15 protein-coding genes and 3 pseudogenes are annotated in these 17,066 nt (G+C 31.3%); all 18 read left to right on the top strand.

Annotation, left to right across the window (positions count from 1 at the left end; all coding sequences use genetic code 11):
* Positions 1-217: 217 nt before the first annotated feature.
* Positions 218-553: a nucleotidyltransferase family protein gene (locus QWY91_RS04945; RefSeq protein ID WP_290230436.1), complete on the top strand. Its 336-nt coding sequence runs from the start codon at positions 218-220 to the stop codon at positions 551-553.
* 82 nt (positions 554-635) lie between these two features.
* Positions 636-851, top strand: a pseudogene (locus QWY91_RS04950) (HepT-like ribonuclease domain-containing protein); the annotation flags it as partial.
* Between the two features lie 253 nt (positions 852-1,104).
* A complete protein-coding gene (locus QWY91_RS04955) occupies positions 1,105-1,476 on the top strand; it encodes a transposase (RefSeq protein WP_290230433.1) in 372 nt (123 codons plus the stop codon).
* A pseudogene (locus tag QWY91_RS04960) lies at positions 1,473-2,189 on the top strand (IS3 family transposase); the annotation flags it as partial. The gene QWY91_RS04955 and the pseudogene QWY91_RS04960, both read left to right, overlap by 4 nt.
* Entirely contained in the window at positions 2,135-2,326 is a 192-nt protein-coding gene (locus QWY91_RS19360; RefSeq protein WP_353958638.1) for an integrase core domain-containing protein, read from the top strand. The pseudogene QWY91_RS04960 and the gene QWY91_RS19360, both read left to right, overlap by 55 nt.
* A 933-nt stretch (positions 2,327-3,259) precedes the next feature.
* Positions 3,260-3,631 carry a transposase gene (locus QWY91_RS04965; protein ID WP_290230433.1) on the top strand — a complete coding sequence of 124 codons (372 nt, stop codon included), beginning with the start codon at positions 3,260-3,262 and terminating at the stop codon, positions 3,629-3,631.
* Positions 3,628-4,482 carry an IS3 family transposase gene (locus QWY91_RS04970; RefSeq protein ID WP_290230431.1) on the top strand — a complete coding sequence of 285 codons (855 nt, stop codon included), beginning with the start codon at positions 3,628-3,630 and terminating at the stop codon, positions 4,480-4,482. Before QWY91_RS04965 ends, QWY91_RS04970 begins: the two co-directional genes overlap by 4 nt.
* Positions 4,483-4,535: 53 nt before the next feature.
* Entirely contained in the window at positions 4,536-5,843 is a 1,308-nt protein-coding gene (locus tag QWY91_RS04975; protein WP_290230430.1) for an erythromycin esterase family protein, read from the top strand.
* A gap of 143 nt (positions 5,844-5,986) precedes the next feature.
* On the top strand, positions 5,987-6,184 hold the full coding sequence (locus QWY91_RS04980; RefSeq protein ID WP_290230428.1) for a hypothetical protein: 198 nt from the start codon (positions 5,987-5,989) through the stop codon (positions 6,182-6,184).
* Positions 6,185-6,877: 693 nt separating this feature from the next.
* Positions 6,878-7,840, top strand: coding sequence for a hypothetical protein (locus tag QWY91_RS04985; RefSeq protein ID WP_290232241.1), 963 nt, complete (start codon positions 6,878-6,880; stop codon positions 7,838-7,840).
* Between the two features lie 1,101 nt (positions 7,841-8,941).
* Positions 8,942-9,498: pseudogene (locus tag QWY91_RS04990) on the top strand (CPBP family intramembrane glutamic endopeptidase).
* A gap of 132 nt (positions 9,499-9,630) precedes the next feature.
* Positions 9,631-10,275 carry an alpha/beta hydrolase gene (locus QWY91_RS04995; protein WP_290230421.1) on the top strand — a complete coding sequence of 215 codons (645 nt, stop codon included), beginning with the start codon at positions 9,631-9,633 and terminating at the stop codon, positions 10,273-10,275.
* Positions 10,276-10,463: 188 nt separating this feature from the next.
* Positions 10,464-10,835 carry a transposase gene (locus QWY91_RS05000; protein ID WP_290230433.1) on the top strand — a complete coding sequence of 124 codons (372 nt, stop codon included), beginning with the start codon at positions 10,464-10,466 and terminating at the stop codon, positions 10,833-10,835.
* Positions 10,832-11,686 carry an IS3 family transposase gene (locus QWY91_RS05005; RefSeq protein ID WP_290232192.1) on the top strand — a complete coding sequence of 285 codons (855 nt, stop codon included), beginning with the start codon at positions 10,832-10,834 and terminating at the stop codon, positions 11,684-11,686. Before QWY91_RS05000 ends, QWY91_RS05005 begins: the two co-directional genes overlap by 4 nt.
* 53 nt (positions 11,687-11,739) lie before the next feature.
* The gene (locus QWY91_RS05010) at positions 11,740-12,015 is read left to right on the top strand and encodes a hypothetical protein (RefSeq protein WP_290232243.1); all 276 of its coding nucleotides are present in this window, start codon (positions 11,740-11,742) and stop codon (positions 12,013-12,015) included.
* A 60-nt stretch (positions 12,016-12,075) separates the two neighbouring features.
* A complete protein-coding gene (locus QWY91_RS05015; protein ID WP_290232245.1) occupies positions 12,076-12,684 on the top strand; it encodes a DUF4145 domain-containing protein in 609 nt (202 codons plus the stop codon).
* Between the two features lie 2,254 nt (positions 12,685-14,938).
* Entirely contained in the window at positions 14,939-15,757 is an 819-nt protein-coding gene (locus tag QWY91_RS05020; RefSeq protein WP_290232246.1) for a sulfurtransferase, read from the top strand.
* Between the two features lie 160 nt (positions 15,758-15,917).
* Positions 15,918-16,790, top strand: coding sequence for an XAC2610-related protein (locus QWY91_RS05025; protein WP_290232248.1), 873 nt, complete (start codon positions 15,918-15,920; stop codon positions 16,788-16,790).
* Positions 16,791-17,066: the final 276 nt, after the last annotated feature.

Here is a 17,066-nt window from a genome sequence, read left to right on the forward strand (position 1 = left end):
TATCAGACTCAACTAACCAAAACGTGTCGGCAAAGCTGGCAACAATGGTTATAATTAATTGCTAATGAATTTTCGGTAGAAAATTCAAGCTTTTTTGCTAAATTTAGTTTTAAAATGAAAATCCTAGCGGATTTTCACGCAACATAATCATAATCCAAACCGTTGCCAGTAAGCTAAACAAAAATAAGAATTCGGAAAAATAGCTTATATTAGCAATATGAATTTGAAAGAATCTATAAAATATAAAATGACTGATTTTTTATCATTATGCAAAACTCATAATGTGAAGAATTTATATGCATTTGGCTCTTCAATTACAAATGACTTTAATGAAGAATTTAGTGATATTGACTTATTAATAGAAATCGATAATGATGATCCTATTGAACGTGGAGAAAATCTAATGAACGTTTGGGATAAATTCGAACAGTTTTTTCAAAGAAAAGTTGATTTATTGACCAGCACCTCCATTAAAAATCCTATTCTAAAACAAAGTATTGATTCAACAAAAATTTTAATCTATGACGGACAAAAGCAAGAAATATCTATCTGATATTTTAATAGCCATCGACTTAATAGAAAAATTTACTGTTGATATTTCAGATTTTAATATTTACTAAGAAGATTTAAAAACTCAAAGTGCAGTAGAAAGACAATTAGCTATAATTGGAGAAGCTTTAAATCAACTTAGAAAAATAAATCCAAATTTAGAAATTGAAAACGATAGACAAATTATTGGATTTAGAAATAGATTAGTTCACGCTTATGATAGCATTGATAATTCAATAGTTTGGGCTATAATAAATCGTCATCTGATTAAACTTAAGGAAGAAATAGAAGGTCTAGTATAAATAAAAGCCTACTGGCAACAACGTATATAAAAAATAGCTTCTTCTGCCCTAACCCAAAATTTTCGGTATATTTGGTAAGTCGCCAAATCTTTTGATTTGGCTTTTGAAAAATAAAGATAAAATCAAAACATAAAAGTTTTGGCTTGTGTTAAACCGAAAAAATTGTGCTTGTTTTTACGCTACTTTTCATATACAAACTCGTTGCCTTCAATTGTGACTCGTCCTGAATAAAGGCTACATAATTTCAAACATTATGTATAAAAATGACAGAGTAATCAGACGGTATTCCGAATCGTTCAAACTAAAAATTTTAGACGAACTTACGGCAGGAAAATTAAACAAGTATCAACTAGGTAAAGCTTACGGTATTGCTCCAACAACCATAAACGAGTGGATCAGGAAATATAACCGTAAAGACCTTATGAACACCAGAGTGACTGTGAAAACAAAAGATGAGATTACACGCATCAAACAGCTTCAAAAAGAAATTGAACAGCTGAAGAAACTTCTTTTGAAAAAGGATATAGACGCCCTTATAGAAGATTCTTATCTTGAAGTGGCAGCAGAACAGCTGGGCTATAAATCAGTGCTTGAACTTAAAAAAAAACTAAGTATCAAGCCTTGATCAAAGCAAAAGAGAACGCTAAAGGATCTGCTACTCTTTCAGCTATAACAGCTTGTTTTGGCCTTAAACGGGATGCATACTACAAATACAAAAGTAGAGAGGACAAACGTTTGAAAATAGAGAAAAAAGTTATTGATATAGTCAAGAAAAAGCGCAGATCACTTCCCAGAGAAGGGGTTAGAAAACTTGCCAGATCACTGAGCAAAGAGTTTACAAATGCCGATTTAAAAATAGGCAGGGATACCTTATTCAACATTCTTAGAAAACACAATATGCTGACACTTAGAAAAAAATACAGCTCTAGAACAACGAACTCATTACACAGGTTCTACAAGTATAAGAATATCATTAAAGATGTAGAAACAACTAGATCAAACCAAATCTGGGTGAGCGATATCACTTATATCAGAACTATAAAAGGCTTTTGTTACCTAGCACTCATTACAGATATGCATAGTCGCAAAATTGTCGGCTATGACATCAGCAATAGCCTAGAACTAAAAGGCTGTGTAAGAGCTTTGAACAAAGCCTTATATCAAGCTAAAGATATTGACGCACTTATACACCATTCTGACAGAGGTATCCAGTATTGCAGCAATGTATACACACAGATCCTTAAAAGAAATAATATAGGAATCAGTATGACCGAAGAGAACCATTGCTACGAAAACGCGATGGCAGAACGTGTAAATGGCATATTAAAAGACAGTTCTATCTCGACCAGACCTTTGATAGTCTACAACACGCTAAGAGGGCTACAGAAAATGCAATTAATTTGTATAATGAAATAAGATTACATTTATCTTTAGACTATCAAACACCAAATATGGTTTATAAATTAACAGCTTAAATCAATTTTAACCTGTAGCCATATTTTAGGACTAGACATTGCTCCTGACCCAATCTCACCCGAAAGCAGAACAGAACACAAAAAATATTACTCGAAATTCGATAAAATTAGCCACTATTTTTTTGAAATAAAAAACGAAAGCTAAAAATGGCACTCTAAAATCGAATTCAAATTAAAAATGCGAACTAAAGAAAATAAGCAAGGAAGTGGAAAATGTTCCGTAGAAAGAGCGCAAAAACTGAACTGACCGAAAAACAATTAAAGTCGAAATTCGCTAAATTTGAAAACTATTTTTAGTGAATAAAAGTTCAAAAAAAACGGATTAAAGATTAAAATCAATCTTAGCGCAATATCAAACCGCAGAAATAAAAACTTAAAATCAAAATCCGACTTAAGAAAATGAGCAATATTTCGGAAAAATCTCTCACAAACTTTAAAACCCAAAAAAATCAAATTGAAAATTTTAAACAAAAAATTGAAAGTAAAAAACACCACGCTCCCACTCTAGAAAACTTAAAAAAATAAATTTTAAAAAAGCTGATATTGGATAAATCTGAACAAAACTCTATAGAAATATCACTAAAATAAAAAGCAGAACGTGTCGCAACAGAAAGGCAACAATGGTTATAATTCATTGCGGCGGAATTTTTCTACCGAAAATTCCACGAATATTTGCTAAATTACAGCCGTAACTGAAAAGCACTGGCGTACTTTTCCGCAACGAAATCATAACCTAATCCGTTACCCAAAATAGCTCCTGACAAAATTGACCGAAGAAAATTTAGAATCAAAATTCGTTAAATCCAGAGTAAATTATTTTAGAAACTCAAGAAATAATCAAGCAATCAAATCCTGCACTCAAATTCATTTAAATGAAAATTCTAATTTAAATAGTGACCCGTCCTGAATAAAGGCTACATAATTTCAAACATTATGTATAAAAATGACAGAGTAATCAGACGGTATTCCGAATCGTTCAAACTAAAAATTTTAGATGAACTTACGGCAGGAAAATTAAACAAGTATCAACTAGGTAAAGCTTACGGTATTGCTCCAACAACCATAAACGAGTGGATCAGGAAATATAACCGTAAAGACCTTATGAACACCAGAGTGACTGTGAAAACAAAAGATGAGATTACACGCATCAAACAGCTTCAAAAAGAAATTGAACAGCTGAAGAAACTTCTTTTGAAAAAGGATATAGACGCCCTTATAGAAGATTCTTATCTTGAAGTGGCAGCAGAACAGCTGGGCTATAAATCAGTGCTTGAACTTAAAAAAAAACTAAGTATCAAGCCTTGATCAAAGCAAAAGAGAACGCTAAAGGATCTGCTACTCTTTCAGCTATAACAGCTTGTTTTGGCCTTAAACGGGATGCATACTACAAATACAAAAGTAGAGAGGACAAACGTTTGAAAATAGAGAAAAAAGTTATTGATATAGTCAAGAAAAAGCGCAGATCACTTCCCAGAGAAGGGGTTAGAAAACTTGCCAGATCACTGAGCAAAGAGTTTACAAATGCCGATTTAAAAATAGGCAGGGATACCTTATTCAACATTCTTAGAAAACACAATATGCTGACACTTAGAAAAAAATACAGCTCTAGAACAACGAACTCATTACACAGGTTCTACAAGTATAAGAATATCATTAAAGATGTAGAAACAACTAGACCAAACCAAGTATGGGTGAGCGATATCACTTACATCAGAACTATAAAAGGCTTTTGTTACCTAGCACTCATTACAGATATGCATAGTCGCAAAATTGTTGGCTATGACATCAGCGACAGCTTGGAACTCAAAGGATGTGTAAGAGCTTTGAATAAAGCTTTATATCAAGCTAAAGATATTGACGCACTTATACACCATTCAGACCGAGGTATTCAGTATTGCAGCAATGTATACACACAGATCCTTAAAAGAAATGACATAAGAATCAGTATGACCGAAGAGAACCATTGCTACGAAAACGCAATCGCAGAACGGGTAAATGGCATATTAAAAGACGAGTTCTATCTCGACCAGACCTTTGATAGCCTACAACACGCTAAGAGAGCTACAAAAAATGCAATTAATTTGTATAATGAAATAAGATTACATTTATCTTTAGACTATAAAACACCAAATATGGTTTATAAATTAACAGCTTAAATCAATTTTAAACTGTAGCTATATTTCAGGACTAGACATTTAAAAAAAACACTGTGCACTTAAGAACTTATATTTCTGTCATTACATTTTTTGTATTATTTCAATCATACGCCCAAAATTATAAAGTAGTAAACTGGATTAATGAAAATGCAATTAAAATTGAAGATGCAAATCCTGATACGAACATTACTATATTCAACAATAGCATCCCGAAAAAATTTGCCGATGCTAAGTTATTTGGGTTTGGAGAAGCTACTCATCAAGGAAAAGAATTTTTTAATATAAAGGCCAAATTCTTCAAATATTTAGTTAAAAATCAAGGTGTAAAAACGTTTATTATGGAAGATTCATATACCTCAGAAGCTGGAATTAACGAATGGATAAGCGGAGGAAAGGGAAACGCAGAAACTATTGCGAAAAATTTTAGCACTGGATTTTGGTATTGCAAAGAAGTGGTCGATTTATTAGAATGGATGAGAGATTATAATCTTAATAAACCAGAGGAAGAGCAAATTCGTTTTTATGGTATGGACATTCAAAATGTAAAGGATATAAACAAAGAAATACGAGATTTGGTCAAAAAATTTGAAATCTCTGTGAGTGAAGAACTACTTTTAGTAGCCGACAAGTGCGCAGAAAAAAAAGTTGTTTACAATAAGTCAACTGATTGGGCGGATATTCAAATACCAAAGCTAAATGAAATTAAAAGCATTTTACTGGATTTTAAGAGCAAGATAAAGAATCAGAAGAATATCGAAGAGGTTATTTCTGGAATAAGAGCCTTAGATTATCTAACTAAATACACATATTACGTACAAAATAACTACAGTCAAGATAGAGATTTAAAAATGTTTGAAAATGTTAAATGGATAGTTGAAAATAAATCTAATAACGGTAAAGCTTTTATATGGGCTCATAATGAACATATTAATAATAAAAAAGCTGGGAATTATAGCAGACGAAATATTTATAATTTAGGCAGGCATTTAAAAGAATATTATAAAAATAATTATTATAGTGTAGGGTTTGACTTTGGTACAGGTACACAAGCTGGTTATTTTTCGACTAAAGATGAAAAACCTAGTTGGAAAAAAGTTGAAATAAAAGAACCATTCGCTAAAACTTATGCCGAAACACTTAATTTGGCAAAGGACAAAATTTATTTTATTGATATGTCAATAGCTTTAGATGGTAATTCCTCGTATTTCTTCAAAAAGAAAAGGAAACAAATAGTTGCAGGTGGTGGTGGTTTCAATCCTAAAAAAAATAATTTGTATAACAAAAAGTTTTCAGAAATGTACGACGGATTAATCTTTGTAAAGAATATTTCACTTCCAACTAATAATCTGATTGCGAAATAAACATTTTACAACAATGTGTATAATTCATTGCAAGTTATAGTCTACTTACGAAAGTCCTCGCGGACTTTATATCTGTGATTTATTTGCTAACTTTTGTGTTTAAATACGCAACGAAATCATACACTAAACAGTTGTAAACAATTATGGAAAACGTGCTAACATTTATACTTGGAGCTTTACTAATAGCACTTGGAATTATTTGGTATGATTACGAAAGAAAGAAATTTGTTGCTCAAAGAAAAAATGAAGATTATATGCGAATGTCATTCACTATTGAATTCATTTTAGGAGCTTTCATTCTTTTTGCAATTGGAATAAGACTAATTTATGACTCATTTTAAATGAACGAAAACGAAGACTATTTCATAATTTCTAAAAATGGGAACATTCACACTTTGAGTGACCGAACTCAATTTAAATGGAAAGAACTATTGATTTGGACTTCTACTTCATTCATATTCCTGATTTGGTTTATCGGAATTGGAGTCGGAATATTTGTTGCGATTTTAACCTTAATAGGATACACTATTTACCGATTTGCTTCTTGGATTTACTACTCGGAATTAAAAATAGACGAGAAAAGCGGAAAATTAACTCGACTGAAAAAAATACTCTACCGAACTCAAAAAACGGAATTGATAACTGAAAAGTTTGACCCAAACCGATTTGAATACTCGGAATTAACTCGGAGTGGAAAAACGAAGTTCTTAATGAATTATCGGACACATAAAAACAACGAATTATTAATATTAAAAAATAAAACGGACAAAGAACTAATTGAGAAATACATTGCGGAAAAAATAACTGTTTACAACAACGTATATAGCTCATAGCTAATCACTTGCTTAATCAAAGTTAAGACATATTTGGAAAGTCGCCAAATTTTTAAATTTGAAGATTTCCAATAAAAAAGATAAATAGCAAAAATTAAAAATATGGCTCGTGCTCAACCGAAAATAATTTATAATTTTCACGCTACGAGCCATATACAAAATCGTTGTAGCCAATGTTCACAAAAATCTTAACTATTATAAATGACAATTAAAGAAGCTATATTAAAAAGTTTAGAAGAGATAAAAGGACTAGCAAACTATATGGAAATTTATAACCATATAATTGAAAATAAATATTATGATTTTGGTCCTGCTAAAACACCAGCTTCCACTGTATCGGCTCTTGTTGGAGATTTCATAAGAAATGAGGATAGCAGAGTCAAAAGGATAAAGCAAGAAAATGGTAGTTACTCTTATTATCTAACAAAAAATGAAACTGAAATTGATTTAGAAATTTTAGCCGGCATCCCTGAAGAAGTCAAACCAAAAGCAAAACTATCAAAAAGTTATTTAGAAAGAGATTTACATAAATTGTTAAGTAGTTATCTTAAAAATACAAAAATATATTCCAAAACTATTTTCCACGAACAATCAAAAAACGGAAAAGATAATAACCAAATTTGGACTCATCCAGATATGGTTGGAATTAAATTTTTGTATTTACAGACTAAAGCAAGTCAAAATTTCTTAAAATCAATAAATAGAGTTGATACGTTTAAACTAAGCTCTTACGAAGTAAAAAAAGAAATAAATAGTGATTCAGATTTAAAAAAGGCATTTTTTCAAGCTGTTTCAAATTTCAGTTGGGCAAATTATGGTTATTTGGTAGCATTTGAGTTTAGCGATAGCTTATCAGAAGAAATGGAAAGATTGAATCAATCTTTTGGTATCGGAATAATTGAATTAAACGCTAATCCTTACAAAAGTAAAATATTATTTCCAGCAACTTACCGTGATTTAGATTTTAAAACAATTGATAAACTTTGTAAAATAAATACAGAATTTGCAACATTTATTGAACAAGTGGATAAATTAATGACTGCAACGGATAGGTATTATAAATCAACAGAAAAAGAGCTAAATGAATTTTGCGACGATTATTTTAAAAATGATTCTGAAATTGAAAAATACTGCTCCGATAAAAAAATTCCAGTAGAACAATAAAACACTGGCTACAACACCGTATAACAACAATTGCGGCTTTGTGTCCTAAGCTCACAAACGAGCAAGCATAAAAGTCGGTAATTTTAGCTATCTTAGTTTTAACCAATCCGCAACTGATTGTTATACAACACCGTTGCCAAAAATGCGTAATTTTCAGCGAGTTAAACTGAAACTTTCCTTATTTTTTAGTCTTTTTTCTAAATTTGAACCTAAGCTATTTGAAAATCCGTATGGATATTTCTTACTCAAAACGAAAAAATTGGGACGGATGAAACTGACTAGAAATATTTGCGCGGAGAAACTTAAATTTGAATAAAAAAACTAGAACTCAGCGGATTTAAACTTACTCGGATTGATAAATTGAAATGGAGAAATTGTTGCGGATAAAATTACAACTCAGTAGACTTGAACTTACTCAAGCTCGATAAATAATCGCGGATGAAAATTTTTCAGCACTACTCTATTTTCTAATACTTGCGGATAAAGGCAAATTACAAATCTGGTTAAAATTTTTAATTTGAATTCAGTCAACCAAAAAGCTAAAGAACGATAAAGTACAAATGAAAAGCTGTGCGGAAAAGCACTTTAGGCAACAACGTATATAAAAAATAGCTACATCTTTTCTTAATCGTAAATTTTGGTATATTTGGTAAGTCGCCAAATCTCTTGATTTGGCTTTTGAAAAGTAAAAATAAAATCAAAATGCAAAAGTTTTGGCTTGTGTTAAAGCGAAAAAATTGCGCTTATTTTTACGCTACTTTTCATATACAAACTCGTTGTGATTAATTTTTTATTATGAGTGAACAATCAAAATACCAGGGATGGTTAAGAATTCTATTTATCATTCTTCCACATATTTTTATTGTGGGAGTTTTCCAAATCGTAACAAGAATTTTAGTAGGTTTTTCATATAGTGATTTAGAAATTGAGAAAACTCCAGAGCAAAGATTAGCCATTCAATTCGCATCTTTTCTAGGAACCATGCTAGTCGTTTGGATATTTGTAAAACTTATAGATAAAGAGAAGTTTATAGATGTAGGATTGAGGTTTAGAAATGAAATAAAAAGCTTTTGGGCTGGATTTTCAATTGGCGCTATAATAATGTTCTTAGGATTTGGATTATTAAAAATTCTAGGAGAAATAAAAATTCAAAACATCGATTTAGACTTTGATCAAATATTAACTTCAATAGTGATATTTGTTCTGGTATCTTTTACCGAGGAAATTCTATTTCGAGGTTATATTTTGAGAAACCTTATGTATTCTTTTAATAAATATATTGCTCTCATTATATCAGCAATTTTATTCTCATTGATGCATGGACTCAATCCTAACATTGATCTTATAGGTTCTATAAACATTTTCTTGCTGGGATTTTATTAGGAATAAGTTATATCCACACAAAAAATCTATGGTTCCCAATTGCCCTACATTTTAGCTGGAATTTTTTTCAAACCATTTTAGGTTTTAATGTAAGTGGCCAAAATACTTATTCAGTCTTTAAATTAAGTATACCAGAAAAAAATCTTTTGAATGGCGGTGCTTTTGGTTTTGGAGGATCAATAATATCTTTAATTGCTATACTGATTACAATAGTTGCAATTTCAATTCATTATAGAAGAAAAAAACTAATCACAACAACGGTTCATCGCCAATAAGCGGCACCGTTACTAAGAAAATAATTAACTTGACCAACAAACCAGCACTAAGCCGACAAATCCGAGTCCCATACTCCGCCAACTGGCGATAACCGAGACCGTTGCCCACAATTTGAGAAAAATCGTAAATCAATGAAAATAAGAATATTAATTGGAATTCTTTTTTGCTCAACTTTATTTGCGTGCGGAAACAAAAATGATGACAGATTTGTTTTCTTCCTTCATAATCGATTTTTAGAAGAACAAGAATTGAATGAGTTGCATCCCGAATTTGGGCGGACTGAATACAACGAAATTATTGCTGAATTTAAAAAAGGAGGACTTAAAGTAATATCCGAAAAACGGAATGGAAATGTTAACGCAAGAGAATACGCAATCGGAATCGTAACCCAAATTGACAGTTTAATAAAGAACGGAATAGAACCGAGAAAAATAACTGTGGTTGGAACTTCAAAAGGCGGATATATCGCTCAATACGTTTCGACTTTAGCAAATAATCAAGATTTGAATTTTGTATTTATTGCAAGTTTTAGGAATAGTGATATTCAAAATATACCTGAAATCAATTTTTGCGGAAATATTTTAACGATTTACGAAAAGTCCGACCCATTTGGAGTTTCTTCATTGGAACGCAAGAAAATCTCGAATTGCGAAATAAAACACTTTAAAGAAATCGAACTGAATACAGGAATGGGACACGGATTTTTATTTAAACCATTAAATGAATGGATTGAACCGACAATAAAGTGGGCGAATGGAAATTACGACGTGGAATAAAAACTGTGGGCAACACCGTGTATAATTAATTGCTTGGTTCTAGCCTACTTGCGAAAATTCCTGCGGAATTTTCACGGGTTCGTAAATGTTTACTAACTTAGTTGCTTAACCACGCAACTAACCATACACAATCACGTTGGCAACAAGGTTGACTCGTCCTGAATAAAGGCTACATAATTTCAAACATTATGTATAAAAATGACAGAGTAATCAGACGGTATTCCGAATCGTTCAAACTAAAAATTTTAGACGAACTTACGGCAGGAAAATTAAACAAGTATCAACTAGGTAAAGCTTACGGTATTGCTCCAACAACCATAAACGAGTGGATCAGGAAATATAACCGTAAAGACCTTATGAACACCAGAGTGACTGTGAAAACAAAAGATGAGATTACACGCATCAAACAGCTTCAAAAAGAAATTGAACAGCTGAAGAAACTTCTTTTGAAAAAGGATATAGACGCCCTTATAGAAGATTCTTATCTTGAAGTGGCAGCAGAACAGCTGGGCTATAAATCAGTGCTTGAACTTAAAAAAAAACTAAGTATCAAGCCTTGATCAAAGCAAAAGAGAACGCTAAAGGATCTGCTACTCTTTCAGCTATAACAGCTTGTTTTGGCCTTAAACGGGATGCATACTACAAATACAAAAGTAGAGAGGACAAACGTTTGAAAATAGAGAAAAAAGTTATTGATATAGTCAAGAAAAAGCGCAGATCACTTCCCAGAGAAGGGGTTAGAAAACTTGCCAGATCACTGAGCAAAGAGTTTACAAATGCCGATTTAAAAATAGGCAGGGATACCTTATTCAACATTCTTAGAAAACACAATATGCTGACACTTAGAAAAAAATACAGCTCTAGAACAACGAACTCATTACACAGGTTCTACAAGTATAAGAATATCATTAAAGATGTAGAAACAACTAGACCAAACCAAGTATGGGTGAGCGATATCACTTACATCAGAACTATAAAAGGCTTTTGTTACCTAGCACTCATTACAGATATGCATAGTCGCAAAATTGTTGGCTATGACATCAGCGACAGCTTGGAACTCAAAGGATGTGTAAGAGCTTTGAATAAAGCTTTATATCAAGCTAAAGATATTGACGCACTTATACACCATTCAGACCGAGGTATTCAGTATTGCAGCAATGTATACACACAGATCCTTAAAAGAAATGACATAAGAATCAGTATGACCGAAGAGAACCATTGCTACGAAAACGCGATGGCAGAACGTGTAAATGGCATATTAAAAGACGAGTTCTATCTCGACCAGACCTTTGATAGCCTACAACACGCTAAGAGAGCTACAAAAAATGCAATTAATTTGTATAATGAAATAAGATTACATTTATCTTTAGACTATAAAACACCAAATATGGTTTATAAATTAACAGCTTAAATCAATTTTAAACTGTAGCTATATTTCAGGACTAGACATTTATAAAAATAACTATGGAACATTACAATTTTGAAATAAATGATGATTTTGATAAAAAGGACTTGAAAAATCATATCAATGATGCTATTAACAATGTGATTCTAGATAATGGAAAAAACGAAGTCGAAATTGAATTTGAGGAAAGTATAATAAACAAAAAATTTAATAATTACACTGGAGTTTTTGAAAAACACAGAGTTTTAAAATCTGGAATAATAATCGGTTATTTAGAGATTTTTAGAAACAATGATTATAATTATTTAAAAATTTACACAAATCCAATAAATTAAGTTATGATTTGTCCGCATTGCAGTACAGCTGTTAAATACAGATGGGAATATTCCCAATCTATGAGAGCAGATAAAGAAGAAGGGTATTCTGTAGAAATTAAGTATAGTACGTGTCCAAATTGTAAAAAAGTAGTTGCTTATTTAGTTGAAGGAGAGGAAAGCGGAAATGGTGTGAATGAAGAAGAAGAATTCACACAAACTTTAATTTATCCTAATAATTCGAAAGTTGAAAATTCAGAAGATATCCCGAAATTATTTGTTGAGGATTATGAAGAAGCTTTAAAAGTATTGTCTGCAAGCCCAAAAGCTTCGGCTGCTTTGAGTAGAAGATTATTACAAAACATTTTACGAGAAAAATACAACATCAATGAAAGAAGTCTTGCTCAGGAAATTCAAAAATTCATAACATTAGATGGAATTCCTACACATTTAACTGATGCGGTAGACGCGATTAGAAATGTTGGGAATTTCGCAGCACACCCTACGAAAGATAAAAATACTGGTGAAATAGTTACTGTCGAAAATGGTGAAGCTGAATGGTTAATTGAAGTTATAGAAGCTCTTTTTGATTTTACTTTCATACAGCCAATAAAACTTGAAAGAAGAAGAAAAGAATTGAATATAAAACTGGAGAAGGTTGGAAAACCTGAATTAAAAAAAAAGAAGTAAAAACTATGCACAACAATGGCTATAAGTAATTGCTTATTCTCGTCTACTTTGGAAATTATCGAGAAATTTCCGTATTGGTGTGACTTGCAAAGTTAAGTACTAAACCACGCAACTACTCATAGCCGAGACCGTTACCCAAAATAGCTCCTGACAAAACTGACCGAAAAAAATTTAGATCCAAAATTCGTTAAATTCAGAGTAAAATATTTTAGAAACTCAAGAAATAATCAAGCAATCAAATCGTGCGCTGAAATTCATTTAAATGAAAATTCTAATTTAAAAAGCTAAGCAACACCGCGTACAAGTAGTTAAAAAATATTAGTGAAATTGTAAAATTTGGCCGGTAATTTTTGGGATTTAAAGCACTACGGAAAACTAATAATTAAAATAACTTCAATTTAAAATTCAAACTTAAAAAGCTAATGATGCGCGCAACCAATCTCTCTCAGAATTAAATTAGAAAAATTCAACTTAAAATTTAATCCCAACGCTGGAGAAACTTCAAATTGTAAAATTCTATTATCAATTTGGACGCTCAAAAGCCTCTCTCCCACTCTGAAAAATTTAAAAAGTCAAATCGCAACTAAACCTATATTCGATAAATCTGACAACATTTTAAAAAAGGATAAAAAAAAACCAATCAAAGCGTATCGCTAAATTGGGTAACATCGGTTATAATTCATTGCGGCGGAATTTTCTACCGAAAATTCCAGGAATATTTGCTAAATTACAGCCGTAACCGAAAAGTCCTGGCGGACTTTTTCGCAACAAATCATAACCGGAGCCGTTAGCCAAAATAACTCCTGACAAAAACACTTCTTGAAAACTGAACTGACCATAGAACAATCAACACTCGAGATTCGATAAAAACAAAGATTATTTTATAGAGAAAAACGGAAAAACACGCTTTTAAAAAAGATCTGACCGCAGAAAAAATTTTAATCCAAATTCGATAAAATCGGACACTATTTTACAGTTTCTAAAATAGAAAATTAATTAAATGGAATCCTATATATATAAAATTGACTGTGATTTTTAGAAATCTAAACGGACAAAAAATGACAGCAAAAATCACTGAATTTCAACATTTAAAGAAATCCGAATACTTGAATAATCAGGAACGCGGAAAAACACCACGGAGAATCAATCTCTCGGAAAATTTTAATTGAAATTCATCAAGAAAATAAAAAATAACATTCCTGACCGATAATGATCAAATTGGAGATTTTAAACAAAAAATTAAAAACAAAAAACACCACACTCCCACTCTGGAAAACTTAAAAAATTATATTATAAAAAAGCTGATAATGAATAAATCTGACCAAAATTTTTAAAAAATAAGAACAATAAAACAAATCAGAGCTGTCGTTACATTGGCTAACAACGTATAATAGCAATTGCGGCATTTCGTGCTGCGGACAAAATCTTGTAAGCATAAAAGTCAGGAATTTTAGCTATCTTAGTTTTCAACAAATCCGCAACTGACGATTATACGAAGACGTTACCCAAAATAGCTTCTGACAAAAATACTTTCTGAAAACCGAACTGACCGCAGAAAAATCAACACTCGAAATTCCATAAAAACGAAGAACATTTTTAAAAAGAAAAGCGGAAAAAACTCGCGGAAAAAACGATCTAATCGCAAAAAATTATAATCAAAATTCGATAAAATCGAACTCTATTTTAAAGACTTAAAGAATAAAAAAAACAAATAAATGAAATCCAATATTGGATAAAATTGACGGCTATTTTTAGAAGCTAAAACTGACTTTAAGTGGGCAAGCACGAGAAAAAATACTGAAAATTTGAACTTTTAAATGAAATCTATACTCTAGAATCATCAGTGATGTGGAAATCATCAAGCAAAACAAATCTCTCCCTAAATATGAATTGAAAATTCAGCTAACAATTAAAAAGCAACACTGAAAAAACTTCAAATTGTAAAATTTCGCTTTAAATTTTAGAGTTTTATACTCCTCTCCCACTCTGAAAAACATTAAAATCTAAAATCCAATCTAAGCTGATATTCGATAAATCTGATAACATTTTTAAAGAATAAGAACTAAAAACAAAATTTGGCGTGTCGTTACATTGGCTAACAACGGTTATAATTCATTGCGGCGGAATTTTATACCAAAAATTCCAGGAATATTTGCTAAATTACAGCGGTAACCGAAAAGTCCTGGCGGACTTTTCTGCAACAAATCATAACCGGAGCCGTTACCCAAAATTATAAACCAAGTTTTCGTTGTTAATGAAATATCCGATTTTAAGCGTTGATGAATTAAATGAAATTTTAGCAAATGAAAATATTATAATATTAGATTGTAGCACGGAATCTAATAAAGCAGGACTTCAATCAGATTTTGAAAAAATTAAGATCAAAGGAGCGAGATATTTTGACCTTAAAAATGATTTTAGAGACTCTGAATCCATTTTTCCCAACACGCTACCTAATCCTGAGCAATTTCAAATTAACAGCAGGAAATTAGGTATTAATGACTCAAGCAAAATAATATTGTATGATAATTTAGGTGTTTACCATAGTCCAAGAGTTTGGTGGATGTTTAAAATTATGGGTCATAAAGATGTTTCGGTTCTTAATGGAGGATTACCAGAATGGATTAAAAGAAAATTTCCAACTCAACAAGAATATGATTTGGAATTTAATGAAGGAAATTTTAAATCCGACTTCCAGTATAATATGATTTCAGATCTAAATTTTATAAAACAGAATTTAGAAAATGATGAAATATTAGTAATTGACGCAAGAAATTCTAAACGATTTAATAGTTTAGAACCAGAGCCGGGAAAAAACCTTAGAAGTGGAAACATACCAAATTCAATAAATATTCCATTTGAAAAAGTTCTAAATTATGGGAAATTTAAAGAACCAGAGAATTTGAAATTAGTATTTAAAAACATTAATGCAACTTCTACGAAATTGATCTTTAGTTGTGGATCAGGAGTAACAACTTGCATCGTTTATTTAGCGAGTGAATTAGTACTAGAAAACAAAAAGTCTTTATACGATGGTTCCTGGACTGAATGGGGAACTTTGGAGAAAATCTAAATATTATAACTTTGGGTAACAACGATTCATCGCAAATAACGGGTATTGCCGAAAAAGTGTAATTTAGAAAACCAATAAATAAAACGGTAAGCCGACAACTCCGCATCCTTACTCCCGTGACTTGCGATAATCGAAACCGTTAGCACCAATTTGACAAAAAATGAAAATACAACTTTTATTATTAATGATACTAACTTCAATTTCTGGAAATAGTCAATCTAACTATTCTGGTAATTTAGGAAAGTATAACATAACATTAATAATGTATCATTACAAAGATGGCGATTCACGTGCTTACTATGTTTATGACAAATTTGATACTCCAATTACAATTAATGGTAGATTAGAAGATGGAGAATTAAAACTTTTTGAAAAAGATAATTCCGAAAAAAAATCTGCCATTTTGATTTTTAAAGATTTCAAAGAAAGTGATAAAACTATTAAAGGAAAATGGATTAGTATTGATGGATCTAAAACTTATCCAATTTCATTAAAAAAAGATTTTGAAATTGATTATGGTAATAATGTTGAATGGAAAACTAGGGAACTTATTCAATCAAACACTACAGAGGAACATTATTTCAAAACGATAATCACAAAAGAAAAAGGACAACTCTATGGAAGAATTTCTGGTGTGAAAATATTTGAAAAAAAATCAGACAAACTAATACAAACTATAGAATTAGATTGCCAACTGTTCGGAATTGATAACGTGAGTGTTGGAGATTACAACTTTGACGGTATTGAAGATTTTTCCGTTTTTGAGGCCAGTTATGCTGGACCAAATACCTCGAGTATTTACATCTTAAGGGACCCAAATTCAAACCGGTATATAAAAAGTAATTTTAGCGGAACTTCTTTAGAATTTGATAATGAATCAAAACTCATTTACGAACATAATCAATGTTGTGCTGGTAGAAGTCATAGGAACGCTACTTATAAAGTGGTCAATAATGAAATGGTTTTAATAGAAGAAGAATGCCTTGATTATGATGAAAAGCAAAAAGATTTTATTGAAGTTGAATGTGAATAAAACTGGTGCTAACACCGTATAACAACAATTGCGGCTTTGTCTCTTGCGGATACGACCACGCAAGCACAAAATCGGGAATTTTAGCTATCTTAGTGTTTAATCAATCCGCAACTGATTGTTATACAAAACCGTTGGTAACAATAGCTCCGAAAACGAAATCAGAGTATTTTATCATCAAACTCACTGAAACTTATCAAACATAAGGCAAAAGCAGAAACGATAATCTGGATGGCTATTCTGAGCGGAAATAAAATTCAAAGTTAACTGACAAACTTA

Origin of the sequence: Zunongwangia endophytica, assembly GCF_030409505.1 — a bacterium.
Taxonomy (GTDB): domain Bacteria; phylum Bacteroidota; class Bacteroidia; order Flavobacteriales; family Flavobacteriaceae; genus Zunongwangia; species Zunongwangia endophytica.